25 protein-coding genes and 1 tRNA gene are annotated in these 26,105 nt (G+C 52.2%); 18 read left to right on the top strand and 8 right to left on the bottom strand.

What is annotated here, in order from left to right; translation table 11 throughout:
- The first annotated feature begins 3 nt into the window (after positions 1–3).
- The 13 genes from ruvX to recN all read left to right on the top strand — a co-directional run bounded on the left by ruvX (position 4) and on the right by recN (position 10,171).
- Positions 4–423: a Holliday junction resolvase RuvX gene (gene ruvX / locus K6V98_RS07035; protein WP_222199799.1), complete on the top strand. Its 420-nt coding sequence runs from the start codon at positions 4–6 to the stop codon at positions 421–423.
- Positions 416–1,573 (top strand): endolytic transglycosylase MltG, encoded by a 1,158-nt coding sequence (gene mltG / locus K6V98_RS07030; protein WP_371734543.1) that lies wholly within the window; start codon positions 416–418, stop codon positions 1,571–1,573. Before ruvX ends, mltG begins: the two co-directional genes overlap by 8 nt.
- 2 nt (positions 1,574–1,575) lie before the next feature.
- Complete coding sequence (locus K6V98_RS07025; protein ID WP_222199798.1) at positions 1,576–2,073, top strand: YqeG family HAD IIIA-type phosphatase; 498 nt, start codon at positions 1,576–1,578, stop codon at positions 2,071–2,073.
- 4 nt (positions 2,074–2,077) lie between these two features.
- Positions 2,078–2,629, top strand: a complete 552-nt coding sequence (locus K6V98_RS07020) for a shikimate kinase (RefSeq protein ID WP_222199797.1) — start codon at positions 2,078–2,080, stop codon at positions 2,627–2,629.
- A complete protein-coding gene (locus K6V98_RS07015; RefSeq protein ID WP_222199796.1) occupies positions 2,626–3,768 on the top strand; it encodes a hypothetical protein in 1,143 nt (380 codons plus the stop codon). The genes K6V98_RS07020 and K6V98_RS07015 overlap by 4 nt, the downstream gene beginning before the upstream one ends.
- A 37-nt stretch (positions 3,769–3,805) precedes the next feature.
- Positions 3,806–4,945: a M24 family metallopeptidase gene (locus K6V98_RS07010; protein WP_222199795.1), complete on the top strand. Its 1,140-nt coding sequence runs from the start codon at positions 3,806–3,808 to the stop codon at positions 4,943–4,945.
- Between the two features lie 144 nt (positions 4,946–5,089).
- A complete protein-coding gene (efp, locus tag K6V98_RS07005) occupies positions 5,090–5,653 on the top strand; it encodes an elongation factor P (RefSeq protein WP_222199794.1) in 564 nt (187 codons plus the stop codon).
- A gap of 34 nt (positions 5,654–5,687) precedes the next feature.
- Positions 5,688–6,047 (top strand): Asp23/Gls24 family envelope stress response protein, encoded by a 360-nt coding sequence (locus tag K6V98_RS07000; protein WP_222199793.1) that lies wholly within the window; start codon positions 5,688–5,690, stop codon positions 6,045–6,047.
- A gap of 5 nt (positions 6,048–6,052) precedes the next feature.
- A complete protein-coding gene (gene nusB, locus K6V98_RS06995; protein WP_222199792.1) occupies positions 6,053–6,574 on the top strand; it encodes a transcription antitermination factor NusB in 522 nt (173 codons plus the stop codon).
- On the top strand, positions 6,564–6,881 hold the full coding sequence (locus tag K6V98_RS06990) for an exodeoxyribonuclease VII small subunit (protein WP_222199791.1): 318 nt from the start codon (positions 6,564–6,566) through the stop codon (positions 6,879–6,881). Before nusB ends, K6V98_RS06990 begins: the two co-directional genes overlap by 11 nt.
- Positions 6,882–6,883: 2 nt before the next feature.
- Positions 6,884–7,675 carry a TlyA family RNA methyltransferase gene (locus K6V98_RS06985; RefSeq protein ID WP_222199790.1) on the top strand — a complete coding sequence of 264 codons (792 nt, stop codon included), beginning with the start codon at positions 6,884–6,886 and terminating at the stop codon, positions 7,673–7,675.
- Positions 7,672–8,553, top strand: coding sequence for an NAD(+)/NADH kinase (locus K6V98_RS06980; RefSeq protein WP_222199789.1), 882 nt, complete (start codon positions 7,672–7,674; stop codon positions 8,551–8,553). The genes K6V98_RS06985 and K6V98_RS06980 overlap by 4 nt, the downstream gene beginning before the upstream one ends.
- Complete coding sequence (gene recN, locus K6V98_RS06975) at positions 8,543–10,171, top strand: DNA repair protein RecN (RefSeq protein ID WP_222199788.1); 1,629 nt, start codon at positions 8,543–8,545, stop codon at positions 10,169–10,171. The genes K6V98_RS06980 and recN overlap by 11 nt, the downstream gene beginning before the upstream one ends.
- A gap of 1 nt (position 10,172) precedes the next feature.
- On the opposite strand, the gene aroQ is transcribed toward recN, so the two are convergent.
- From aroQ to aroF, 8 genes are read right to left on the bottom strand one after another with little or no spacing between them, the layout of a single operon-like run.
- Positions 10,173–10,622 (bottom strand): type II 3-dehydroquinate dehydratase, encoded by a 450-nt coding sequence (gene aroQ / locus K6V98_RS06970; RefSeq protein WP_222199787.1) that lies wholly within the window; start codon positions 10,620–10,622, stop codon positions 10,173–10,175.
- A gap of 41 nt (positions 10,623–10,663) precedes the next feature.
- Complete coding sequence (locus K6V98_RS06965) at positions 10,664–11,935, bottom strand: shikimate kinase (protein ID WP_222199786.1); 1,272 nt, start codon at positions 11,933–11,935, stop codon at positions 10,664–10,666.
- Positions 11,936–13,081 carry a bifunctional chorismate mutase/prephenate dehydratase gene (locus K6V98_RS06960; protein WP_222199785.1) on the bottom strand — a complete coding sequence of 382 codons (1,146 nt, stop codon included), beginning with the start codon at positions 13,079–13,081 and terminating at the stop codon, positions 11,936–11,938.
- 3 nt (positions 13,082–13,084) lie between these two features.
- Complete coding sequence (aroC, locus tag K6V98_RS06955; protein ID WP_222199784.1) at positions 13,085–14,251, bottom strand: chorismate synthase; 1,167 nt, start codon at positions 14,249–14,251, stop codon at positions 13,085–13,087.
- 6 nt (positions 14,252–14,257) lie between these two features.
- Positions 14,258–15,565, bottom strand: a complete 1,308-nt coding sequence (aroA, locus tag K6V98_RS06950; RefSeq protein ID WP_222199783.1) for a 3-phosphoshikimate 1-carboxyvinyltransferase — start codon at positions 15,563–15,565, stop codon at positions 14,258–14,260.
- Between the two features lies 1 nt (position 15,566).
- Complete coding sequence (gene aroB / locus K6V98_RS06945) at positions 15,567–16,655, bottom strand: 3-dehydroquinate synthase (RefSeq protein WP_222199782.1); 1,089 nt, start codon at positions 16,653–16,655, stop codon at positions 15,567–15,569.
- A gap of 14 nt (positions 16,656–16,669) precedes the next feature.
- Positions 16,670–17,548, bottom strand: a complete 879-nt coding sequence (locus K6V98_RS06940; RefSeq protein WP_222199781.1) for a prephenate dehydrogenase — start codon at positions 17,546–17,548, stop codon at positions 16,670–16,672.
- Between the two features lie 2 nt (positions 17,549–17,550).
- The gene (gene aroF, locus K6V98_RS06935; RefSeq protein WP_222199780.1) at positions 17,551–18,576 is read right to left on the bottom strand and encodes a 3-deoxy-7-phosphoheptulonate synthase; all 1,026 of its coding nucleotides are present in this window, start codon (positions 18,574–18,576) and stop codon (positions 17,551–17,553) included.
- A gap of 158 nt (positions 18,577–18,734) precedes the next feature.
- On the opposite strand from aroF, the gene K6V98_RS06930 reads away from it, so the two are divergent.
- From K6V98_RS06930 to K6V98_RS06910, 5 genes are all read left to right on the top strand, one after another.
- Positions 18,735–18,808 (top strand) — tRNA-Arg (locus K6V98_RS06930).
- Between the two features lie 85 nt (positions 18,809–18,893).
- Positions 18,894–21,602 carry an HAD-IC family P-type ATPase gene (locus K6V98_RS06925; protein ID WP_306792815.1) on the top strand — a complete coding sequence of 903 codons (2,709 nt, stop codon included), beginning with the start codon at positions 18,894–18,896 and terminating at the stop codon, positions 21,600–21,602.
- 79 nt (positions 21,603–21,681) lie between these two features.
- Positions 21,682–24,354: an aconitate hydratase AcnA gene (gene acnA / locus K6V98_RS06920; protein WP_222199779.1), complete on the top strand. Its 2,673-nt coding sequence runs from the start codon at positions 21,682–21,684 to the stop codon at positions 24,352–24,354.
- Between the two features lie 5 nt (positions 24,355–24,359).
- Positions 24,360–25,466, top strand: a complete 1,107-nt coding sequence (locus K6V98_RS06915) for a zinc ribbon domain-containing protein (protein WP_222199778.1) — start codon at positions 24,360–24,362, stop codon at positions 25,464–25,466.
- Between the two features lie 95 nt (positions 25,467–25,561).
- Positions 25,562–26,104: a peptidylprolyl isomerase gene (locus K6V98_RS06910; protein ID WP_222199777.1), complete on the top strand. Its 543-nt coding sequence runs from the start codon at positions 25,562–25,564 to the stop codon at positions 26,102–26,104.
- Position 26,105 lies beyond the last annotated feature (1 nt).

The following is a 26,105-nucleotide window of genomic DNA, read 5'->3' as shown; positions in this document are numbered from 1 at the left end:
CCTGTGGTAGTACTCGGATTGGATATTGGGGAAAAGCGCATTGGGATAGCGGTATCGGACATAACCGGCCGTCTTGCTATGCCGCTTGCAGTGCTTTCTCCCAGTGAAGTGTTAGGACAAGCACGATCCTTCAAACGTATCCTTCTCGATCATGAGCCTGAGTGCTTAGTATGCGGGCTTCCGACCACGTTGGCTGGCTCAGAAGGGCCGCAGGCCGAACGCGTGCGCGAGCAGGCAGAGCAGATTGCTCAGGCTGTTCGCCTCCCGCTTTATTTTGCTGATGAGCGCCTCTCTTCTGCTGAGGCTCGTCGAATCCTTCGCGCTCAAGGGCTTTCTGAGCGCCAGATGCGTGGCAAGATAGATATGGTTGCTGCCTCGCTCTTTCTTCAGGCATGGCTCGACCGAAAGGAATATCGTGGCTGATCAAACTCAATTCAAGCGTTCAGCGCGGCCAGCAGGAACTCGTTTTCGGACTGACAACTCTCGTATCCAGCCTGCTCATCCGGGTGCGCGCTTTCGGGATCAAAGACGCCCGCCGCGTAAAAACAAGGGTGGGACTCTTGTTCTGATTATTTCTTTGCTAGGAGTTGTGTTGCTGGCGGGAGTCGCTTTCATGTTTGTCCCGCGCATGCTTGAGTCTCAAAAACCGGCAGGTCCTGCTGCAGGCACTGAGGTAACGGTTGAGATTCCTGTTGGAGCAAGTGGTGATGAGATCGCCTCCATCCTCTCGAAGGCTCATGTGATTGAGGATTCAAAATCGTATTACGCAGCAGTTGCCGCACTCGGGGCTGATCTTTCTTTAAAGCCGGGAACGTATCGTTTTGTTGTCGGTCAGTCACCTGAGGAAGTCGTTCGTCTCTTGGTGGCAGGGCCAAATGTTGAGGCGGGGCGCTTGACCGTTCCCGAAGGCATGACGGTGACTCAAACAGCAGATAAGGTAGAGGCTGCCTTAGGAATTCCAGCACAAGATTTTCTTGATGCTGCGCATGCCTCGGCCTTTGTTGGCGACTATCCATTCTTGAGCGAAGCTGCAAATGACTCGCTTGAGGGCTATCTCTGGCCAAAAACCTATACCTTTACCGGTACGCCTCAGGCAACTGATGTCATTCGTGCCATGCTTGATCAATATGCTCATGAGCATGATGAGTTAGGTTTTGATGCAGGCCGTGAGGAGATTAACCGTCGGTATGGGGTTGAGATGTCTGAGTATGACATCTTAAAGATGGCCTCAATTATTGAGCGCGAGACCTTAACAGATGATCAGCGCGTTGACGCCTCTTCTACCTTCTATAACCGTCTCAAGATTGATATGGCTTTGCAGAGTGACGCGACGATGATGTATGTCACGGGTGGGGAGGTAACAGCTCAGGATCTCAAGATCGAAAGCCCGTACAATACCTACCTCAACAAAGGCCTTCCACCCACGCCGATCTGTACGCCTTCGCGAGCCTCAATTGCGGCAGCCCTTGCTCCTTCAGACACGGATTACCTCTATTTCTATTACAGCAACGGTACGGTTTATTTCTCTAAAACCCACGATGAGCACCTTGAGGCGATTGAGAGGAACCGATAGCTATGGCTTTCTTTCCTCCCGATCGCTACGTGTCTTCAGTTGAGCAGATTGATATTGAAGCGCTTTATCGCCAGGGTAAGCGCGCCTTGCTGCTCGACCGCGATAATACTCTTGTACCACGAGATCGCAGGTGTGCTCCCGATTCGGTTATGGCATGGCTCAGCGCAGCGCGCCGTCTTGGCTTTCAGATGATGATCGTCTCAAATAATTGGCATCGTGATCATGTAGCTCGCTCAGCTTCCGAGCTACACATGGACTATATTAGCCATGCTATGAAGCCTGCTCCGTTTGCACTCAGCTCAGCGCTTCGCCGCCTTCAGGTAGACCCTGATCAAGCTGTGATGATCGGTGATCAGCTCTATACCGATGTCTGGGCAGGAAAGCTTGCAGGCATTCATACCATCTTGGTGCAACCACAAACCACAACAGATCTTTGGTTCACGCGCATCATGCGAATCTTTGAGCGTCGAGCTCTTATGGGCGTTCCGCTTGAGGAGTAAGGGTATGGTGGGAGCAAACGCGCAAAAAGTCTTGCCACGGCGTGGATGTGATCATATCTTTTTCGTCGGTTTTCTCGGAGCGGGGAAGTCAACCTTAGCTCGAAATCTCGGCCAGATGTTTAAGCGTCGCTATGTTGATGTTGATCGCATGGTTGAACAAGCTCGGGGCATGAGTGTGTCTGCTATCTTTTCACATGAGGGAGAGCGGAGTTTTCGTCGCCTGGAAAAGAAAGCCCTTGCTTCTCTGGCATCGAAACGAAGCCTGTTGGTTTCCTGCGGTGGCGGAATTGTTGAGACGCCTGAGAATATTCTGCTCATCAAAAAGATGGGTTACTGCGTGTATCTCGATGGCGATATTGAAGATTCACTTAGACAAATCAGAAGAAGCGATACGCGACCTGATTTTAAATCGCCTGAGCACGCTGGTAATCTGCTTGAATATCGTCGTCCTCTCTTTCAGAAGGCTGCTGATTTGACGATTGATATTCGAGGTAAGTCCTTTACCGAGGTGGCCTATGCAGCGGCTGAGCTGCTCTTGGAGCGTGGTCTTTTATGATTCAGCGAAAGCTCATCAGCTTTGGGGATATGAGTTGCGACTATCGTGTTGGCTCGGGGGCATTAGAGCACGTTTCCTCCTATGCAAGCTCTGTTGTTGGCCTTGCACGCCGCGTGGTGCTCGTGCGCGAAGAAGAGGCATCAGCTTCTGCATTGCAAGAGGTTTCTCGAGGGCTTATTGATGCTGGCTTTCAGATCCATGAGTTTGTGGTGCCTGCCAGCGCTCACCGGGTTGATCTGAGCCTCACGTGCCGTTTGTTTGATGCATGTGAGCAAGCTTCGTTGACCTCAGATGATCTCATGGTTGGCTTTGGTTCAGCGGATCTCTGCGGGATGGTGAGCTTTGTTGCTCAGTCGTGGGTGGGCGGTATCGCTTCGCTTATGGTGCCAACAACGCTTGATGCCATGGTGGTTGTAGCCACGCATATGGATGGCATCTCGCTTGGATCTTTTCCTCATATGATTTCTGTGCCTGCGCGCCCAGCCATGGTTGTGGCTGATATCGATCTTTTGAAAGGCACCGATATCGAAAAGCGCCATCTTGGGCATCTGCTTTTGATCGCGTCGGCTTTGATGGATTCTCGCCGCTCATGGACGCGTATAGCGGAGCTGATTCCTGATCTATTACAGCTTGATGAGGCTGCCCTCTCTGAGTTACTTACCATGGCTCAAGCTTCACGTCTGGCTGCTGAGCGATCGCAGAGTCCGGCTGTACGAAAAGGAACTGAGTTTGGCTATGTGACTGCACGTGCTCTTGAAGCCTGCTTAGATCCGGTGCCGAAGGCCTATCATGCGCTGGCAGAAGGTATGCGATTTGAGGCACGTTTAGGGACAGAGGCTGGACGTTTTGAGATTGATGATGCCTTTGCGCTCGATGATATGTTTGAAACCTTAGGCATTTTTGAGTTGCCCTTTGTATTGGATGAAAACACCTTCATAGAGGCTCTGTATCAAGAGCGATATCGCAGGTCTGGTCGGATGTTGCTTGCTCTGCCGCAAATGGTTGGTTCAATTCGTCTCAGTGTGGCCGATGAGGATCTTTTGCGGCGTCATGCTCGTGCTTATGTGGCATCTCGCGCCGCTCTCGCCGATTCAGATGCGTCACATGAGCTTTGCATCAAGAGTGAATACGATGGGTAAAATTTTGCCGAGTCAAACAAAAGCGAAAGGAAGCGCTATGAATACTCAAATAGATCAGCAATCAGGTCCTGTAGCCCGCCTTGCTCGTTTGAGAGATCTCATGCAAGAGCGTCGCTATGATGCGGTTGTTGTGCGGGATGAGGCAAGTCTTCGTTGGCTTACGGGCGCCACTGGGGTATTTGACTATACCGGTGAGTATCCCCATGCTGCCTTTATTACTCAAGACAGTGCCTTGTTACATACCGATTCTCGCTATCTCAATAGCTTTGAAGAAAATCTGCCCGAAGGCAGTCCCTGGATTCTTGACATGGATGAGCTTGCAATTCCTGCCTGGGTTGCTCGCGCAGCCTATAAGCTACAAGCACGGGTTGTAGGCATTGAAGATGATATGCAGATCGGCTTTTACCAAGGTATTTTGCGCGCGGCTGAGGATCGCTCGATCGCGCTGACCATGCCGCTCATGCATGGGGATATTCGTCTCATGCGTGCTATCAAAGATGCTGAGGAGCTTGAGCTGATGAGACAGGCTCAAGCAATTACCGATGCTGCCTTTACGCATATGGTGGGCTTTATTCGTCCGGGCTTAACAGAAAAGCAGATTCGCTTAGAGCTCGAACGCTATATGTTTGAGAACGGCGCTGATTCACTTGCCTTTGATTCTATCGTCGCATCAGGCCCCAATACGGCAAATCCCCATGCCATTCCGAGCGACCGTGTCGTTGAGCGGGGAGACTTTGTTTTGATGGACTATGGCGCAGGCTATAGGGACTATCGCTCTGATATGACTCGTACCGTTGTGCTGGGTACTCCAACAGATAAGCAGCGCGAAATCTACGATTTGGTTCAGCGCTGCCATGAGACCTGTGCGGCAGCTATCCATCCTGGTGTGGATGGTCATGAGATTCATATGCTCTCTAAAAAGATCATTGGCGACGCGGGTTATGGCGAGTACTATGGGCACAGCCTCGGCCATGGCGTGGGAATTGACATCCATGAGCTCCCAACCTTTGGCAGGCTCAGTAACACGGTTGCAGAGGGTGCTGTGATTACCGTAGAGCCGGGTGTGTATCTCCCAGGCATTGGCGGTGTTCGCCTTGAGGATTGCGGCGTGGTTACCAAGGATGGCTATAAACCCTTTACGCAAAGTCCTCATGATCTGGTAGTTATTGACTGCTAGTTTGCACGCAAGCGAGCCTCGAATCCAAGCAAGCTTTGTTCTCTGGGTTCGGGGCTCATCTCTTCACGTATCCACCCCATCGACCATGTACAATGGATGAGTTCATGACTACAACGGGTAGTACCCGCTCGAGAAAGGCACGCTATGGCATCAATCACGACCGCAGACTTCAAAAACGGCATGGGTCTCAAAATCAAGGACAAGATCTATACCTTGGTTGAGTTCCAGCACGTGAAGCCTGGTAAGGGCGGTGCGTTCGTGCGCTATAAGACGCGTGATCTCAAAACGGGTCGCGTAGTAGAAAACACCTGCAATGCTGGATCGAAGTTTGAGAGCGTTCAGCTCATCACGAAAGAAATGCAGTATCTCTATAACGACGGGGTCTCGTATATCTTTATGGATAATGAGACCTATGAGCAGATTCCTGTTCCTGAGGATATGGTGGGAGATAACTCAAAATGGCTTCGCGAGAATGACACCTGCCAGCTTCTCTATGCCGATGAAGATCTTATGGGAGTAAACCCACCGATGTTCATCATTGCTACGGTCACTGAGACGGTTCCTGGAGCCAAGGGAGATACCGTTCAGGGTGCCTATAAGCCAGCAACGATTGATACCGGTGCTCAGGTTCAGGTTCCTATGTATCTCAATGAAGGCGAGCAGATCAAGATTGATACGCGCACCGGAGAGTTTGTTGCACGTGCCTAAGCCGAGTCCGTCCACCCAAGCCCAGGGAGTGCATATGTCAGAAGAAATTAGCATTGCTGGTATCGGTATTGCCCCTGAGGTCTTAATGACCTTGATTGCTCGAGCAGTTGAGGAAGTAGCGGGTGTGGCCTCTGTTGGATCGCGTGATCTGGCGGCCAATCTCGTTTCCATGCTCTCGGCTCGCAAGCCATCAACCGAGCCAGCCGTTGAAGTCTCTGCTCAAGGAGAAGAGCTTTGTGTACGCGTACGCGTAACGGTCTTTTTTGGATATCGTTTCCAGGAGCTTGCAAGCCAGGTTCGCGCAGCCGTTGCATCAGCGGTTGACGCTCAGGTGGGTGTTGGTGTTTCTGAGGTTGATGTCGTGATCGACGGCCTGGTATTTCCCAAGGAGTAGTGTCGGTGTCTAGATCATCTAAGGTCTTGCGCGGGCGCACGCTGGCAAGAAGTCAGGCGCTCCAGCTCCTCTTTCAGGCCGAGGCGTTAAACGAAAGCATTGAGTGCATCGTAGCAGGAGACTATCTTATTTCTAAAGGACCTCTGGATCCGTATGCCATTCGTCTGGCATCTGGGGCAGAGGCACACCGGACAGAGATCGATGCCTGGCTTCGGGCGGTCTCTGAAAACTGGGCTCTTGAGCGCATGCCTGGAGCTGACCGGAATTTACTACGCATGGCTGTGTATGAGCTCAGATTTGGTTCTGTAGACGATGCCTTAGATGATGCCATCGTGATTGACGAGGCGGTTGAGCTGGCTAAGGCGTATGGAACCGATGATTCTGCGAGCTTTGTAAATGGCGTTTTGGGCAGGATTGCACGGATGGATGAAGAGGAGTCTCTTCAAACAGCAGGTGAGTTCGGTGATGAAAGCCCCGTTCAAGCTGCGGGCGAGTCCGTTCATGAGGAGTTATCTCATGGCCTATGAGTTTCGTTCCTTTGACGAAATTACCGCCCGCCTTGATGAGATTATCTCAACTGTGCGCGCCAAAGATACCTCGCTTGAACGTTCGCTTGATCTGTTTGATGAGGCAATCCGGCTTGGCTCTGAGGCAGTTGACCGGGTTGATAGTTTTGAGATCGAAACTAACCCTTCTTCTGAACCGCATACACCTGATGGCTCACGTGCAGCTGCTGCAGATAATGAACCTGATTCTCAGCCTGAAGATTCAGACCGCACAACGCTGTCAACAAGTGCTGATGCTGAGCATATCGCTCATACTCAGGCCGATTGAGTATGGCGCGCTCTCGCCTCGATGATGAATTAGTTGCTCAAGGGTTTTGCGCGAACCGCGATGAGGCGCTTCGGCTCTTGATGGCAGGCTTAGTTTCCGCGTCAGGTGAGCGTCTCGAACATCCCGGCATGCGTGTTGAGCAAGGTCTGGCTCTTCATGTGCGTGGAAAAAAGCCATATGTTGGACGTGGGGGCATTAAACTTGCCGGAGCCTTGGCAGAACTTGGGGTTGATCCGGCCGGTCTTCGTTGCTTAGATGTTGGAGCTTCAACCGGTGGTTTTACCGATTGCCTCTTACAGCATGGAGCTTCACATGTCACCTCGGTTGATGTGGGGCGCGCCCAGTTTGCTTGGGAGTTGCGTGAGGATCCACGGGTAGCCTTGTATGAGCGTACGAATATTACAGTACTTGACCCAGGCGCTGTTGGCCGCTTTGATGTGGCCGTTTGCGATGTCTCTTTCACATCAATTGAGCGTATTTTGCCTGCTGTTTTAGATCTTCTTTGCCCGCACGGGCGCTTTCTGACCCTAGTAAAACCACAGTTTGAGGCCCGCCCTGATCAGGTAGAGTCAGGTGGTGTGGTCAGAGATCCTGCCGTAAGATATGAGGTTGTATGTCGCATGATTGACCTCTTTGCATCGGTAGGGCTCATACCGCAAGGTGTTTGTTCATCTTCTATTCGAGGCGCGAAGGGTAATCGGGAGTATTTTTTGCTAGGGGAGCGAGTAGGTGCAGATGTGGCCGTGCTTGAGCAGGCTGCATCTGAGCTGAAACGGAGGGCGCAAAACATATGAAAAAGGTCGTGCTAGTTCCCAATTATCATCGTGAAGAGGCAATTCTGAGCGCTCAGGCGCTTGATACATGGCTTGATGCCCAAGGAATTGACGTAGAAATTGAGCCGAATCCAGGCGCGTGCCGCCTGCATGAGCCCGATGTTTTGGGCGCTGATCTTGCCATTAGTCTTGGGGGAGATGGTACCTTATTGCGCGCCGCTCGCTTAGTGGGCGACAAAGAGATTCCTATTTTGGGTATTTCGTACGGGCATTTGGGCTTTTTGACCGCTGCCAGTCCTCAAGAGCGAGATGTATTTGAGATGGTTGCCGACGCGCTAGCAGGAGAGATGATACCTTCGCGCAGAGCCGCGCTCACCTGTGAGGTACGCAGTGTGGATGAGGCGGGTGAGATCCATGTCCTCACGGCTTCGGGCTTAAATGATATTGCTCTTACCAGAGGGCCTCTTTCCGATATGGTGACCGTCGATATTGAGGTTTCGGGGCACCATATTGATCGCTTGCGCGGCGACGGTGTAATTGTTGCAACAGCTACTGGCTCTACAGGATATGCCTTATCTGCGGGAGGACCCATTGTAAGCCCTGACTATAAGGGTCTGGTATGTGTCCCCATTGCTCCGCATACCATTCAGGCGCGAGCTTTTCTCACCTCACCTGCCGATATTATTGAGTTGTCCTTGAGTTCGGATCGACCTTCAGTTGCAGCTGTGGCAGTTGATGGTCGCTATCTTGAGGTAGAAGGCACCATTGCGCATGCATCTGTTAAGCGTGCAGCCTATGATGTCTTGCTGTTGGGCTATGGAAGCGAAGGCTTTTACGCAAGCGTCTCGCGAGTCTTTTATGGGGTGAGGGGAGCTGGGGTGAGTCGCCGTGATCGATGAGATCTCTGTTGCAAATCTCGCTCTTATTAAAGAGGCTCATCTGAACTTGGAGCCTGGTCTTACGGTGTTGACGGGTGAGACCGGTGCTGGTAAGTCAGCTTTGCTCTCAGCGTTGAAACTCCTCATGGGCGAGCGTGGCGATGCGAGCCAGGTGCGGGATGGTTCAGATGAGGCTCAGGTTCAGGGTCGTTTCTTTATTGGGTCTGATGATCTTGATGGAATAACGGTTTCTCGCCGTATTGGAACCGATGGAAGAAGCCGCGTCCGAATCAATGGTGAGCTTGCCGGAGTGCGTGAGTTAGCGTCACTCATGGAGCCAGTTATTGATCTCTGTGGCCAGCATGAGCACCAGCGCTTGCTTGATCCCACCAATCATCTTTACATGGTTGATATGTGGGGGCATAGCGTAATTTCAGAGAGGCTGCGCCGCTATCAGGAGGCATTTGCTCATGCAAAAGAGGCTGCTGCTGAGCTTTGCCGCATTGAGTCTGCTTCACGCGCTCAAGGTGAGCGCGTCGATCAGGCGCGTTTTGTGCTCGATCGGATTCAAGAAGTTGAGCCTAAGCCTGGTGAGTTGGAACAGCTCGAAGAGATGTTGCCGGTAGCAGAGCATGCCCAGGCTCTTGCTACGACTGCAAACGATGCGTACGGCAAGCTCTCAGGCGAAGACGGAGCTCTCGATGCCTTACATGAGGCGCTCTCAGAGCTGGAGCGCATGACGAGCGTTGATGCACGTCTTACCGAGATGGTTGATACGCTTTCTGAGGCAGCTATCAGCTTGGAAGACGGTGCGTCTGATCTGAGACGGTATCGTGATGAGATTGATTTTGATCCGGCACGCCTGGCTCAGCTTCAAGAGCGCCACGCTGCTCTGCGCGGACTTATGCGTGCCTTTGGTCCTTCAATGGACGATGTCTTTGCAGCACAAACTGCCTCAGAAGAGCTGATCAGCCTTGTTGATGCAGGAGAAGAGCGCGTGCGTGCGGCTCAAGATGAGGCCAAAGCAGCCGAGGCAGAGCTTGTGGACGCTGCGCGCGAGCTTAAAGCTGCTCGTGATCGCATAGCTCCTCGTTTTTGCCGTGAGGTTATGGCTCAGATGGCTCTGCTTGAGATGGGTGGCGCTGAGCTCGTATGGCAGTCTCGTGAGCTTGAACGAGCTGCGTGGCAAGAATCAGGTTCGTGCGCCTGTGAGTTCTTATATCGTAGTGCTCCTGGTTTGGTGCCGCGTCCCCTTCGCCGGATTGCATCTGGTGGTGAGCTTTCCCGTATGTTGCTGGCAGCAAAGGTCGTGCTCGGTAGTGCCGATGCTACAGAAACGCTGGTCTTTGATGAGGTTGATGCGGGCGTTGGTGGTTCAGCAGCTCGTGCTTTGGCTGCTCTGTTGGAGCGGCTCTCAAAAACTCATCAGGTTATTGTAGTCACCCACGTTGCAGCAGTTGCTGCTGTGGCTGATTGTCACTACGTTGTGCGGCGCACAGGTACCGATGAGCCGCGTACTGAGCTTGTGCTCGTCAAAGGCAACGAGCGGGTTCGCGAGCTTGCTCGCATGCTTTCAGGAGATGATAGTGAGGTCTCACTCGCTCATGCGCGTGAGTTGATGGCTGAGCATGGTCGGTGAGTTAGCGCTCATGTGAGGTTTTGAGGTGAACTGCTAAGAGCTGAAGTGCTCGGGCATAGCCCTGAATGCCCTCACCAGCAACTCGAGCAAAGCACGCTTTTCCGGTATATGAGATCTGCCGAAAACTCTCGCGCGCATCTACATCGCTGATATGAACCTCTACGGCAGGTAAATTTACTGCTTGTAGGGCATCTAGAATTGCGATGGAGGTATGCGTATAGGCAGCAGGGTTAATGATGATGCCATCAAAGCTGAATCTCGCCTCCTGAATGGCATCGACGATCTCACCTTCATGGTTTGTTTGAAAGCAAGAAACAGCAGAAAAGCCCGCCTCAGCTCCAGCCTGCTGACAGAGCTCAACAAGGTCAGAATAATCCTTGTTCCCATACAGCTCAGGTTCGCGGATGCCTAAGAGATTGATATTCGGACCATTAATTACAAGAGCTTGCATAGGTCTCCTTATCAGCTTGGGTGTGGGTCATACTACCTTGTTCATGTGAGGGGCACGAGCATGGGTGAGAGCTGTTCCACGATAGCATCAAGCGTGGCTTCTGGTGTAGGTGCTGCAGGAATGATCATATCCGCCCAGGCAGTGAGTGTGGGAAGGCGGTGCTCACCCAGTGTGTGAATACCTTGGCTGGCACTCAAGGGGCGCCCTTCATCGCTCAGCTCATCCAAGGCGCGGTCGATCATAATAAGGGTTCCATTTTGATGGAGCACTTCATAGTTTTCTGCTCGTTCAACTACACCTCCGCCGGTGGCAATAACAGCACCAGATTTTTTGCCCAGCTCTGCCAAGACGTCATGCTCGAGTTGACGAAACGCAGCTACACCATGCGTGCGAATGACCTCTGGAATTGGCTGGTCAAGTTGTTGTTCAAGCACGAGGTCTGAGTCAAAAAAGGGTCTACCTAAGCGCTTGGCAAGTAAGGTGCCAAGCGTAGTTTTTCCAGCACCGGGCATGCCAATGAGCACGAGATTTTGTTCGGTGTTGCTTAAGCGATCGGTGAGCGAGCGTATTGCTGCTGGCGCTATACTGGTTCCGGTATAGATCTTTGTTGCTTCTGCTGCTTGGGCTACCAGCATGAGGAGCCCTCCGATGCAAGGAATTCCGCGTTGCTCAGCCTGTAGCATCAGCCCGGTACGTGCTGGGTTATAGACGATATCAATAAGCCCAGAGAGATGTGGTAAGAAATCAAGGGAGCATGGCGCATTAGGACAGTCAGGATACATACCCACAGGTGTGCAATTCACTGCCACATCAAAGCTGGAGCCAACCTGAGATAGATCCTCATAGGTGATTGAGTTTGCACTGCTCGATGCATGGCGGCTACAAATGTGAACCTCAGCACCGAGATCGGCCAGTACGGCGGCTACTGTTTGTCCCGCACCGCCCTGGCCAAAAATCAGGCAGCGCGCACCGCTATATGAAAGATCGAACTCGCACGCAAGCATCTTAAAACCTGCGTAGTCTGTGTTGTCGCCTTTGAGCCTGCCATCTGCTAATCGGGTAATGGTATTCACATTGCCCAGACGCTGAGCTGCGAGGGAGAGCTCAGAGAGATAGGGGAGGACAGAGCGCTTATACGGTATGGTGACATTGATTCCTTCCCAGGTATCGCTGAGCAAAAAGGCCTCGAGGTCTTCGGGCTCCACCTCAAAACGGCGATAGTCAAGACCTGCCAGTTCACGATAGATCACGGGGGTATAGCTATGAGAAAGCTTGCGCCCTAAGACCCCATAGGGTCGTGCCTTTATGCTCATCTAGACCATCTCCTGATAGCAGCCTAAAAGTCGATAGCTCACCGAAACATCTGAAAGTGAGTCCAAGAGGCGTTCAAGAGCAGGAGATGAGGCCGGACAATCAAGATCAAAGTAGAAATTGAAGGTAAAGTCGGTGCCGGGGATTGGGCGGCTCTCAAGCTTCACCAGATTAATATCGAGGGCGAAGAAGCGTTCAAGGACTCGATAGAGGCTGCCGGGTTCGTGTTGCAAGCGCAGCAACAGCGAGGTGCGCGTTGAGCCAGGATAGATTTGAGTTCCTGGTGCGATGACAACAAAGCGCGTGTAATTGCTCTGAGAGTCCTGTACATTTTCTTGCAGAATTTGCAAGCCATAGAGATCTGCACAGGTGCGCGATGCCAAGGCTCCAAGATCAGTGCGCCCTGATCGGGCAAGCTCTTCGGCAGCCAGTGCGGTATTCGCAACGACGCGCGTGCGTACGCCGAGCTTTTGAATAAAGGCGGCGCTTTGAGCCAAGGCTTGCTCATGGCTGATAATCTCTCGAATATCTGAAATCTTGGCGGTTGGAAGTGCCAACAGGTGGTGTGAGACTTTGAGTCTGAGACTGCGGACAATCGAAAAGCCCCAGGTATCAAGGAGATCATAGACCTCGCGTACCGAGCCTGCCGTTGAGTTTTCAATCGGCAAGATGCCAAAGTCTGCCAGTCCTTCTGACACTGCTTGAAAGATCGCTTGAAAATTATCGAAGTATACGAGTGAGGGAGCACGGAAAAGCTTACATGCTGCTTGCTGGCTAAAGGAGCCCTCGGTTCCCGGGCAGGCAATGGTGCCGGTTTGCGGAAAGACCGTATCTGCTGGTAAAAGTGAGCGTTTCAGAAGCTGAGAGGTAGCGTGGCTATCATGGTGCGCAAGGATATGCGCCTGCTCAGCACGGTTCATGCTCATCAGTAGACTCATTAAGGCGATGGCCTGAGGTGCTCGTGATGTGGTTGCTATCTGAGCTGCGCAGGCGAGTTTTTCTCGTTCGCGACCAGGATCAAAGATCGGCTTGCCACTTTGAGCTTTTGCGCGAGCCACATCCTCGGCAAGATCGAGGCGCTCACATGCAAGGCGGATGATTTCAGTATCAATCTCATCGAGACGTTTTCGAATATCTGATAAATCCATCGCTCATACCTCCGATGCTGCACGATACGGGCGTGAAGCTGGTAGTTTATAGCATCCGTCTTCTAAGAGGGCATCAAGGAGCGCAAGGGCTCCTGCAGCTTCAACAACAGGTACCGCTCTCGGTACGATGCAAGGATCATGACGCCCTTGAATGCGGAGATGAGCGGGGCTCATCGTTGCCATATCAACCGTTCGTTGCTCTTGCGCAATTGAGGGGGTTGGCTTGATTGCAAGCCTCCATACGATTGGAGCTCCTGTGGTAATACCTCCTAAGATGCCACCTGCAAAATTGGTGAGAGGAAGCACTTCTTTGTCCTGTATGCCAAAAGGATCATTATGCTCAGATCCACGAAGGCGGGAGGCTTGCATACCATATCCAAATTCAATACCGCGCACTGCAGGAATGCCAAAGCTTATGCGTGCAATTCGATTCTCAATGCCATCAAAGATCGGGTCGCCCACACCGGCTGGCATACCCCAGGCAATACATTCGATCATACCGCCGACTGAGTCTTTTTCTGAAGCAGCCTGAAGGATTGCTTCGCGAGCACGAAGGGCAGCTTGTTCGTTTGCCATCGCAATACCGAGTTCAGCCTCATGTTGGGCAATCGTTTCTAAAAGATCGACCGGGATGGTATAGGGTGCCTCATTGCTCATGATTGCTTGGTCAGAGGCTTTATCGCGCTCGTTACCAATGTGCGTAATATGTGCCTGAACTCTGATTCCCATCTGCGTTAATGCTTGAAGGGCGAGGCCTCCTGCTGCGGTAAGCGGAGCTGTGAGGCGTCCAGAGAAATGACCTCCACCGGCACTATCATTCCAGTTTCCATAGCGGATGGCTGCGGTAAAATCGGCATGTCCTGGACGGGGCTTTTGAGCAATCTCTTGATAGTCACTTGAGCGGGTGTTCGTGTTATAGATGATGGCTGCAAAGGGCGCTCCGCAGGTAACTCCATCCGAGAGGCCTCCGAGCACCTCTAAGGTATCAGCCTCTTTTCGAGGTGTGTTAATGGTATGAGTACCAGGAGCGCGTCGTGCCATAAACTTTTGAAGACGCTCAAGATCTATGGGAATGCCTGCAGGCAGGCCATCTAAGACACAGCCAATACCTCGTGAGTGCGATTGTCCAAAGATTGACAGCTGTAAAACCTTACCGGTCATCGAAGACATCGCAACCTACCCTTCAAGCTCTACGTGGCCGCCAAGGGCACGATAATCTTCAAAAAAGGAAGGATAGGATTTATCAACAGCCTGAGCTCCCTCGATAATGACCGGATGTTCTGAGCGCGAGGCAGCAATTGCCGCCATCATGGCAATACGGTGATCTCCATGAGCAGAAACTTGACCTCCGCTCAGCTTATCCGTGCCGGTAATCAAAAGATCGTCACCTCGTATTTCAATGGTTGCGCCTAAGGCAACAAGGGTATCGCGCACGGTTACAAGACGATCAGATTCTTTGATGCGCAGGCGCGCACAGTCCGCAATGCGGGTTGTGCCTTGTGCAACTGAGGCTACGGCAGCAAGAATCGGTACGAGATCAGGAATGTCGCGGGCGCTCATATCAAAGGCATGTAGGGCATCTGGCCGAACGGTTGCACGTTGAGTTCCGCGAATAACCCGGGCACCAAAGCGAGAAAGTGCGGCGAGAACTGTCCGGTCGCCCTGAACGGAAGACAACGAGATGTCTTTGACCGTAATTGACGTATTGCCCAAAGCAGCTGCAGAGAGCCAAAAAGCAGCATTCGACCAGTCTCCTTCAACCGTTACTTCACCCGGTGTGCGGTAGGTGCCTGAGCTCGAAAAGACAACCACGTCTTCGCCATCAACTTGAATGCGCTCTTCGAATACGGCTACACCAAAGGTCTCAAGGGTTTGTATAGTGAGATCAATATAGGGTCTGCTTTCGATGGTGCCACTCACGCGTATTTCAGAGCTACCATCCAAAAGGGGGAGCGCCAAAAGCAAGCCAGAAATATACTGGGAGCTAATATTTCCTGGAAGCTCAAAGCGACCCGCTCTCATACGGCCATGCATCGTGAGCGGTAGTCCCTCTGTAGTATCAAGGTCGCAGCCTGCCGCAATGATTTCAGAGGCAAGGGGTTCGATGGGTCGGGCTGGCAGTCGTCCCTCACCGATCATGCGTGCATCGGCTCCAAGAGCTGCCGCTACAGGCAACAGAAAGCGAAGCGTTGATCCAGACTCTTTGCAGTCAAGCTCAGCTCCCGCAAGCGCTTTTAAGATTCCAAACGAGACACTCTTGGGGATGGGATGAACGAGAAGGCCTTGAGGGGTCTCTTCGATTTTTGCACCCAATGAGCGCAGGCAGAGGATGGTTGCCTCAATATCCTCACAGGAGGTGTCGAGGTAAATCATCGTGGCTCCATTGGCAAGGGCAGCGGCAATGATGAGGCGATGTGCAGCAGACTTCGATGAAATAGCAGAGATCGTGCCCCCAAGTGGTGCGGGCGATATGATGGCGCGCATGCTAAGCGTCCTTTCTGATGCCAGAGGCGATGATGTCGTAAAAGTCCTTGAGTGCAACCGTGGTAAGGGCACATGTACCAATTGCGTGAGGAATAACGAGGGTAATCGTATCAGCATGCCGCTTTTTGTCGGAAAGCGCTGCCTTAAAGATCGCTTCTGCGCCCCAGGCAATTGAGGTATCAAGTCCCATCGCGGTTGAGACCTGATCAATAGCGGTCGGTACATCTTCTTCGCAGGCACCTGATGCAGCAGCTGCGCGGGCAATAGCTACCATACCAGCGGCAACACACGAGCCGTGTCCGCGTTGATACGCTTCGAGGTGCTCTATCGCATGTCCTATGCTATGACCTAAATTGAGCAAGGCACGGGCTCCTGCTTCGCGCTCATCTGCTTCTACAATATTGCGCTTGATTTCTATACTGCGTGCAATAACAGCGGCTACGCCAGCTATATTGGCATGCAATACGTCCAAGCTTAAAGGAATATCGTGGAGGAGCTGAAACAATTCGGGATCAGCTAAAACGGCGTGCTTAATGATCTCTCCACATCCATCAGAAAATACCTCAGGCGTAAGCGTTGCTAAGCAGCCAACGTCTGCCAGCACTGCTCGAGGCTGCCAAAATGCACCGGCAAGGTTTTTACCCTGCTCAAGGTCAATGCCGCATTTTCCACCAACTGAGGAGTCAACTTGGGCAAGCAGGCTTGTGGGCACTTGAATATAGTTGATGCCGCGCAAATATGTAGCAGCAGCAAAGCCGGCAAGATCTCCCGTAACGCCTCCGCCGACGGCAACAACAAGATCATCGCGGCTCAATTGTGAGCGGGCAAGGGTATCTAAGATATCCAAATAGGTTGAAGCGTATTTTTGAGCCTCACCAGCAAGAAAGGTATAGGTCGTACAGGCATAGTCTGCCGCTTCAAGAGATGCAGAAACAATGCCTGCATATAAAGGTCCAACATTTGAATCGGTCACAATGAGCGCCTTGGTACCTCCGGCGCATGTGCGAGCGACTGAACCGACCTGCTCAAGCAAGCCAGTACCAATATGAACCTCGTAGGCTTGAGAAGCCTTAACAGAAACGGTATACATGCCAAATCTCTCCATTAGGATGTGCGTTCGGGATCGTCGAGGCTGTCGTCAAGTTCTCGTTTGCGTTGATCTCCCTCAGATAAAAGATCGAGCAAGAGCTCTGAATCATACGTTTGAAGCGCCACGTGGTAGCGGCTCAGCTGATCGATGATCTGCTTGATTTCATAGCTTAAGGCATCACGATTTGCCATCATAAGCTCTGTCCACATAGGAGCATTCAGCTCAGCGACCCGCGTGAGGTCGCGGTAGCTGCCAGCAGAAAAACCATGATGTGAGCGGGCAGTGGGACTTTTCACATAGGCGTTTGATACAACATGGGCGAGCTGGCTGGTATAGGCGATGAGTCGATCATGTTCTTCGGGCGTTGTGATAGAGATTGAGCCAAAGCCTGCAGGCTGAACGAGGGTGCGAATCCGATCGAGCAGCTTGAGTTTGACCATATCATCCATACTTGGTTCTGGAGTCAATACTAAAGGCGCTCCAACGAAGAGATTGGCGCGAGCAAAGGCAAAGCCAGACTGCTCGGTGCCAGCCATAGGATGAGCTCCACAAAATGAGAAGCCCCATGTGTGTGCAAGCTTGTTTGCACCCGCACAAAGCGAGCTTTTTATTCCTGCGGTATCAATAACGATCGGGTGCTCTCCTAATAGGGGTGCATGTGTTGTAAGCCAGCGGAGACAGGCTTCAGGATAGGTGGCTAAGATAATAAGATCGCAGCCCGGAGCTGTGTGCTCATCTAAGACACCTGAAATGGTATCGACGCGGGCGGCTGCCATGGTATCGGGGTCGGTATCTGCACCTACTACCTTCCAACCTGCTTGAGCGTAGGCTCGAGCAAGACTGCCTCCTATGAGGCCTAAGCCAAGAATGCCAATCTGAGTGCGCTCACACATGGCTACGCCTCGGTCTTTGCGGGTGCGACAATGGAGCGAATGCGCAGAAGATCCTTCATGAGCTGGTCAAACATATCAGGCGTTAAGGCTTGGGCACCATCAGACCACGCATGGGCTGGATCGTCGTGCACCTCAATTTCGAGCCCATCAGCACCTGCTGCAACGGCGGCTCGTGCCATAGGTCCTACATAGCGGGTGTGTCCGGTGGCATGACTGGGGTCTGCCACGATGGGGAGGTGGGAAAGATGGTGGATTGCAGGAATTGCATTGAGATCAAAGGTATTGCGCGTTCTCGTTTCAAAGGTTCTAATCCCGCGCTCACAAACCATAACGTTAGGATTGCCTTCGCTCATGATGTATTCTGCAGCCATGAGCAGCTCATCAATCGTTCCTGCCATACCGCGCTTCAACAAAACTGGAGTTGAGGTCTTGCCCACCTCGCGAAGCAAGGGGAAGTTTTGAGCATTTCGAGCACCAATTTGCATGACATCAACGCCCTTATCAAGAAATAGGGCCACGTCGCGCGGATCCATGACCTCGGTAACAACGGGCATATCAAGCTCTGATCCGGCTTCGAGCAAAAGATCCAAGCCAGCCTCTCCCATACCCTGGGATGCATACGGGCTCGTGCGCGGCTTATAGGCTCCACCACGAAGCATGGTGGCTCCTGCAGCCTTTACCCGACGCGCAATGCGGATGAGATTATCTCCCTCAACTGAGCAAGGTCCTGCAATGACTTGGAAAAAGCCGCCACCGAGTAAAACCCCGTGCCCGCAATCAATAATGGAATCATCGGGATGAAACTTTCGATTTGCTTTTTTGAAAGGCTCGGAAACGCGCTGGACACGCTCAACAATGTCCATAGATTCGAGCAAGATTGGATCAATCTTGGTGGTATCGCCCACCAAGCCAACAATGATCTCGTTTGCTCCCCGGCTAATGTGCACATCGAGGCCCTTGCCTCGGATCCAATCGCTTAAGTGCTCTACTGCCTCATCGGGGGCATTTTTTGTAAGAATCGCGATCATTGAGTGCTCCCTCGCGTTCGTGTGTCGGTAGTGGAGCCAGTATAGATGAAGCTCGAGCACCGCCTCTTTGGCTCGACGAGCCGCCATCGACTCGCAACAGATCTTTTATCCCAGTCGTTGCGCGCCCGCCTCATTCGCGTATAATGCTCAATCGATGCGCCCCGTTAGCTCAGTGGATTAGAGCGTCTGCCTCCGGAGCAGAAGGCCGTAGGTTCGAACCCTATACGGGGCACCCATGCTGCAACTACCCGGGCAGACCGATTATTGGCTTGTTCGGGTTTTTTCACCCGCCTATGCTGTGTCTGGTTGGACGATTCATGAATGAACCTTTGCATCCTCAAGCTGGTGTTTCTCCTGATGTTTCCCACTATGCTCAGACGATGGGGGATCAGAGCAGTGATGCAGCTCGGGGCTTGAGTGCAGAAGAGGTTGCTGCTCGTGTTGAAGCTGGTCTTTGGAATCGAGAAGTAGAGCTCAAAACCAAGTCAGTACGTGAGCTCATTACAGAGAATCTCTTCACGGTCTTCAACCTTATTAATGCTGTGTTAGCCGTGTTGGTTCTGATCACCGGCTCTTGGAAAAATCTCACCTTTTTAGCCATTGTTGTGCTCAATACCAGTATTGGTGTCATCCAGGCGCTTCGTTCGAAACGTATGGTTGATAAGCTGACCTTGCTTACCTCTAAGCGAGCTTGCGCAATTCGAGATGGACGTGAGGTTGAGGTAGAGCTTACGGAGATTGTTCTTGACGATATTGTTCGTTTAGGTCGGGGCGATCAAATCCCCGCAGATGCTGTTGTGATCTCAGGGGAAGCGAGCGTGAATGAGAGCCTGCTGACGGGTGAGAGCGATCTTATTCGCAAAGTACCTGGCAGTGAGCTGATGAGTGGCAGCTTTATAGACTCGGGTACCGTCTTTGCTCGCGTGATTCATGTTGGTGCAGACAATTATGTCTCACGCATCAACGCAGAAGCAAAATACGTTAAGCCAGTTAACTCTGAGATCATGCGCTCCCTGCAGTCGATTGTGCGTTTTGCCGGTTTGTTTATGATTCCTATCGGCTTAGCATTGCTTTGGGCATCGCTTTCTGATGTCTATCGCGATGCAGGCTCACCTGATAGTACCGGGCCGTTTATTTGGGCTCTACATGAAACACTTGCGGGACGGGTACCTGCTCGTGCCATTCTTTCTGTTGTAGGCGCACTTCTCGGCATGGTTCCCCAAGGTTTGGTACTGCTTACCTCTTCGGTGTTAGCAATTGCAACCGTTAGACTTGCGCGTCGGCGTGTTCTTGCTCAGCAGCTTCATTGTATTGAAACGCTTGCTCGTGTTGATGTTTTATGTCTTGATAAAACAGGAACCATTACCTCAGGTGCTATGTCGGTATCAGGGGTTTTCCCCATCGAAGATCATATGGCCGAGCCTCTCGATCAAGCCCTAGCAGCCCTGGCAGATGCGTCCCAGTCTGATGCCAATGAAACCGCTCGCGCCTTAATTGAGTACTACAAAGATGTTGATCGTGACCGCAACGAGCTGCTTCGCACCATTCCTTTTTCATCTGCGCGAAAATATAGCGGTGTTGAAACTGAAGCGGGATCGTTTGTGATGGGTGCTGCCTCATTTGTACTCTCACCCCACATGCTTGATCAGGTAGCCGATCGCCTCTCTGAACTTGCCTCAACGGCACGCGTGCTCATTGTTGGTCGTGTTTTAGGCTTTGATGATGAGGGAGTCATCATCGGTGAGGTAGAGCCCTTAGGTTTTCTCTGCATTGGTGATGAGATTCGTGCTTCGGCACAAGACACCATTCAGTATTTTCAAGAGCAAGGAGTTGAGCTTTACGTCATCTCGGGTGACGATCCACGCACGGTGTCTTCTATCGCCAAAACAGTTGGTATTCCTCATGCCGCTGAGCTTACCGATGCCTCCAGTCTCTCAAGCGCGGCTGCTTTAGATACAGCTCTTGATCGCTCGCGCATCTTTGGGCGTGTAACTCCTCAGCAAAAGCGTGAGTTGGTAGTAGGGCTTAAGCGTCGTGGCCACACGGTTGCCATGACCGGAGATGGCGTGAATGACGTACTTGCCCTAAAAGAAGCAGACTGCTCGGTTGCGATGGCGGCAGGTTCTGATGCAGCCCGCAATGTAGCTGAGATTGTGTTGGTGGATAATGACTTTGCATCTATGCCAGCTGTGGTTGCAGAGGGCAGGCGCTCGATCAATAACCTTCAGCGCTCAGCTGCACTGTTTCTCACCAAGACTCTTTTTTCTATGGCCTTAGCTGCCCTCTGTGTTCTTTTTCCGCCCTATCCGTTTGAACCCATCCAGATGACGCTCATTAATTTCTTCTGCATCGGTCTGCCTGGTTTTGTTTTGGGTCTTGAGCCAAACCGTGCACGTGTGGAAGGGCACTTTATTACGAATGTGGTGCGCCGAGCACTTCCTGCTTCGGTTGCGGTGACCGTGGGCTGTTGCGGGTGTCTGGCAGCTTCTCATCTCTTTGGGTTTTCTGATGCTATGGCCTCTACCATGTGCCTGGTTTCTACCAGTGCCGTTAGCGTCTCATTAATCTGGCGCATCTCAAGGCCGTTTACGGCACTGCGCGCCGCACTCATGGTCGTTGTTGTGTGTGGCATCAGCTCAGGTATGTTGTTCTTTCCTACCTTTTACTCAATCGAGCCGCTTTCGCTCGGTGCAGGTCTTACGCTCGTTGCCATTTCACTTGGTTCATGTCTTCTCTTTTGGAAGCGGGCAGACGTCTTAGCGCTCAGAACTGATCATGGCAGGCGTCCCGCAACTGGCTTTGGACGAGGAGTGCGTGTGTCACTGCGAGGTCGGTCTCGCAAGGTATCTTCGACCGGATCGGCCGCTCGTCAGACGATACAAAAGCTCTTTGGTCGCGCGCGCCAACAGGCATCGACCAACAAGCAACGCAAAACTCCGGCAAAAACTGGTCGTCTCTCACATTCGCCTGATGGTATCCGTGTCCGTATGAACAAGCGCAAGAAGCGCCAGGATTCAAATTTGTAACTCGTGCGGCTCCATAGCTTTCCTCAGCACTCATCCATGCGATACTAAAGCAGTCGATGCTTCGCAACTGGGGGTTGATATGGCAACTAAGCGCATGGGCGCTTCTGAGCTCGTTATAGATAACAAGAAGTGGACTGTATTTCTTACCTCAGCACTTGAAGGAGCCGATACGCTGCCGGTGTCTTTGCAGGTGCTGATAGAAAATGTCTTGCGAACCGTCTCTGATCCGGATCGCGCAATCAGCCAGGCACGCGCGATTGTTGAGGCGGGTCTCGCGGGTGTTCCAGGTCCTGAGATTGAGTTCATGCCTTCTCGAGTGCTCTTTCAGGACTTTACCGGTGTTCCAGTTTTTGTTGACTTTGCTGCTATGCGTGATGCTGCAAAGCAGTGTGGGGGAGACCCAGAGCTTGTGAACCCTCGTATTCCCTGTACGCTGGTTGTTGATCATTCAGTTACGGCAGATTGTTCATCTGTGCCCGATGCAGCAGAGCAAAATGCCCGCCTTGAGCTTGAGCGGAATACCGAACGCTTCTCCTTTTTAAAATGGAGTGCCAAGAGCTTTGATGAGGTAAAGATTGTCCCGCCAGGCGTCGGTATCTGCCATCAGCTCAATGTTGAGCAGATCTCTCGCGTCGTACTCCCTGCGCCTGCCACATCAGAAATTACGGATGCACTTGGTTTTGATACCGTGGTTGGAACCGATTCTCATACCACCACGGTAAACGGAATTGGTGTACTTGGATGGGGCGTGGGCGGCATTGAGGCTGAGGCTGCAGCCTTAGGCCAGCCAATCAGCATGCGTGTACCGCGCGTTATTGGGATCAAGCTCACCGGTAAGCTTGCCGGTGGTGCTACGGCCATGGATCTTGCTCTTGAGCTCGCGTATCGCCTGCGCGCGATTGGCGTTGTGGGTTGCTTGCTCGAGTGTACCGGCCCGGGTGTGAGAGAGCTCACCGCTACGCAGCGGGCAACCGTTGCTAATATGACGCCGGAGTATGGTGCCACTGCAACATTTTTCCCACCGGATGAAGCGGTATTAGATCAGCTTGCCCTCACCGGCACTGACGAGGATGATATACGCCTTGTTCGCGAATATCTCAAAGCTCAAGGTCTCTTATCAGATCCGGATCACGAGCGCGTGTGGTCTGAGCTCATTGAGGTTGATCTTTCTGAGGTCACTCCATCCTTGGCCGGACCTTCTCGCCCTCACAACCGCGTAAGCATTGCAGACTTGCCGAAGCGTTTCGAAGAGAGCCTAAAAGACCATGGCCGAACGAAAGGCGAGAGCTTTTCAGTCCATATTGACAAGCATCAGTATGAGTTAGGACATGGAGCGATCGCGATTGCCGCGATTACGAGCTGTACGACTGCAACGGATCCAGCCATGATGATAGCGGCAGGACTTGCAGCTGCTCGTGCCTGTGAGCTCGGTGTGTACTCGCGGCCGTGGGTGAAAAAGATTTTTGCTCCTGGTAGCCACGCAACGACGAGTTTGCTTGCTCGGGCAGGTTTGTTAGAACCCCTTGCACGTCAAGGATTTGATGTCTGCGGCTATGGATGTATGAGTTGCATTGGCAATTCTGGACCGTTATTGGACGGTATGGAAAAGCTTGCTGCAACCTGCGAGTTGACGAGCGTGCTTTCTGGTAATCGCAATTTTGACGGAAGAATTAGCCCTGATGTAGCTCAAAACTACCTTGCAGCACCTGCTTTGGTCTTTGCCTATGCGCTTGCAGGTACGGTTGATCGTAACTTGGAGCTTGAGCCGTTAGGCGAAGGCAACGACGGTCCGGTTTTCTTGCGTGATCTGCTCCCGACTGACGCTGAGGTTGAGGCGTGCTTGCAGGCTGTTTTGGATCCACTCGTGTTTCAAAGTACCCGCCTGTCCGCTCAAAAGGGAAGTCAGGCCTGGCAGGATTTACCTGAAGCATCCGGTTCAACCTTTCCGTGGGATCCATCGTCTACCTATGTGCGCCGGCCACCATATTTTGAGCAGGTACAAGCATCTGATCGCTTCTCTATAACAGATGCAGCGTGCCTTGCGTATTTGGGAGACTTTATTACAACCGATCACATATCGCCGGCAGGAGCCATTGGCCGCACGTCTCCTGCAGCTCAGTATCTCCGTGAGCGAGGATATGATGAGGCCTCCTTTAATACCTACGGTTCTCGCCGAGGCAACCACGAGATTATGATGAGGGGAACATTCGCGAATGTGCGCCTACAAAATAAGCTCGCCCAAGGCAAGCTCGGTGGATGGACGCTCGATCCTATAAGCAAAGAGATTGTTTCTATCTACGATGCAGCTGTTTCAGCAACAGAAGCTGGTCGCGATTTGGTAATCATTGCTGGTAAGATGTACGGTTCAGGATCCTCTCGTGACTGGGCTGCAAAAGGACCTGCTCTCTTAGGAGTGAGAGCGGTTATTGCCGAGAGCTTTGAGCGCATCCATCGCTCGAACCTTATTGGCATGGGGATAGTACCCTTGCAGTTCATGCCTCACGAAGATGCGACTACCATAGGGCTCACAGGTTTAGAGTCATTTACGATCGAGCCAGTCGATGTAGGCCGAGCTGGTAGATCTGCTACTACAACTCGGGTAGTGGCGCGTCAAGGTGAGACCCAGGTGAGCTTTGAGGTACGTGTGTGTATTGATACGCCTACTGAGGCGTTATACCTAGGCGCCGGCGGCATCTTGCCGTTCGTGCTTCAGGCACTTCTGGTATCCAACGCATCTGAAAAAGGAGCATGATTTTTGTGATCTGTCCTAAATGCTTAGCGTCAATCGATGACGGGCTCGCATATTGTCCCGCGTGTCATGCACGAATCCGCTCAGATCATGAGGTTGGTACCTCTGAGTTTTTGTTTTGCGAAGGCTGTGGGGCGCGCCTCACAGCCCACGATAGAACCTGTCCAAAGTGTGGTCGCCCAGCCCCGGGTATTTTGTCAACACATTCAGCTTCGGCTGATCTCGCTGCTGGTCGCACTGCCAGTTTTCCACGTCAGTCTCAGCGTGCCTTAGAGCTTGAAACGCCCGACTTATCTGTTGATACTGCGCGACTGGGTGCAGATACACCTGCAGTGGATGACCCGTTTGCAACAAGCTCACTTCCCGCCCAAGAGCTTGCGTCGGCTGCTGAGGAGTATCGTGAATCCGATCCGCCCTCATACGATGTTGCTTCACCACGCTCATCTCGTCGGTTTATTACGCTTGGTGCTGGTGTAGTGCTTGCGGCTATTGTGGGCTTTTTTGCTCTGGATCCGTATCATCTGGTTCCCGGCATGCTAGCAGCGCTTGAACAGTCTGCGAAAACGATGTATCCCAGCCGTGATGAGCAAAAGCCTGCTGCAGATGAGGGCTCACATGAGCCCGATCAAGCAGATGAACAAAAAGATGGAGCAAAAAAAGCTCTCTCTGATGCGGATGCGTATCGTCGACTTGCAGCTGCTTGGAAAACAATTGTTGCTCAACATGACGCGCTCGCCTCAATTATTGACGACTATAATGCTGGCTATATTGCACCGGATCCTAATATGCGTCATGACTGTGCTGCGAGTGCCTATGGTGCCCGCACGATCCTGCAGTCAGTCACTTCAGAAATTCAAGAGATGAAATTCCAGGAAGGCTCTGAGCGAGAGCAAGATCGAGCTCGTCTGCTTGAGCTTGCCGGCTGGGTCAGTCAGCGCGTAGGCATCTACTGTGATTCATGGGATATTTCCCTTGCTTTAGGAAAAGATGAGCGTCCCATCGATCATGAGCAAGAGATTTTAGGGCCTTTGCGTGAGCGGGCAGAGGAGGATGCTCAGGCGCGGGATGCGTTCTTTGCTCATGTGGCGTCCGCAGAACCGAAGCCCAGTTCGTGATTTTTGCTGCATGAGAAGGCGTGGGGCATTCGTGAACTGCGTACGTTCTTGCTAGAATTTAAAAGATCGACATCGAACCTAAGAAAAGGGTATTCATGTTAGAAAAACATCTTCATGTACCTGCCTATGAGCTCACTGGTGATGAATACGCTGTCATTCATACCTCAAAGGGAACTATTCGTGTTGCCCTTGATACGCACGGAGCTCCGATTCACGCTGCCAATTTTTGTGAACTTGCAACAATGGGCTTCTATGATGATCTGAAGTTTCATCGCTATGTTCCTGGCTTTGTGATTCAGGGTGGTTGTCCCAATACGCGTGACATGTCTTCTCGTGAGGTTGCAGCTGGCATGCCAGGTCCTGACGGCTTGCCGGGCACGGGAGGTCCTGGCTGGTGCATCAAAGCTGAGTTTGCTTCAAATCCAAATAACAGCCATGAAGATGGCGCGCTGGCTATGGCTCGCTCCGCAGACCCTGACTCTGCAGGTTCGCAGTTTTATTTCTGCTTAGGGTCTCAGCACAACCTTGATTCTGGGTATACCGTCTTTGGGCAAACACGTGAAGGGCACGAGGTAATCGCTGCGCTTCGTGCTGGAGACGTGATTGAAAGCATAGATATCGTCCATGAGGATCGATAAG

The organism is Collinsella ureilytica (assembly GCF_019795105.1).
Classification (GTDB): Bacteria; Actinomycetota; Coriobacteriia; order Coriobacteriales; family Coriobacteriaceae; genus Collinsella; species Collinsella ureilytica.
This window is presented reverse-complemented; position numbering and strand designations above follow the sequence as displayed.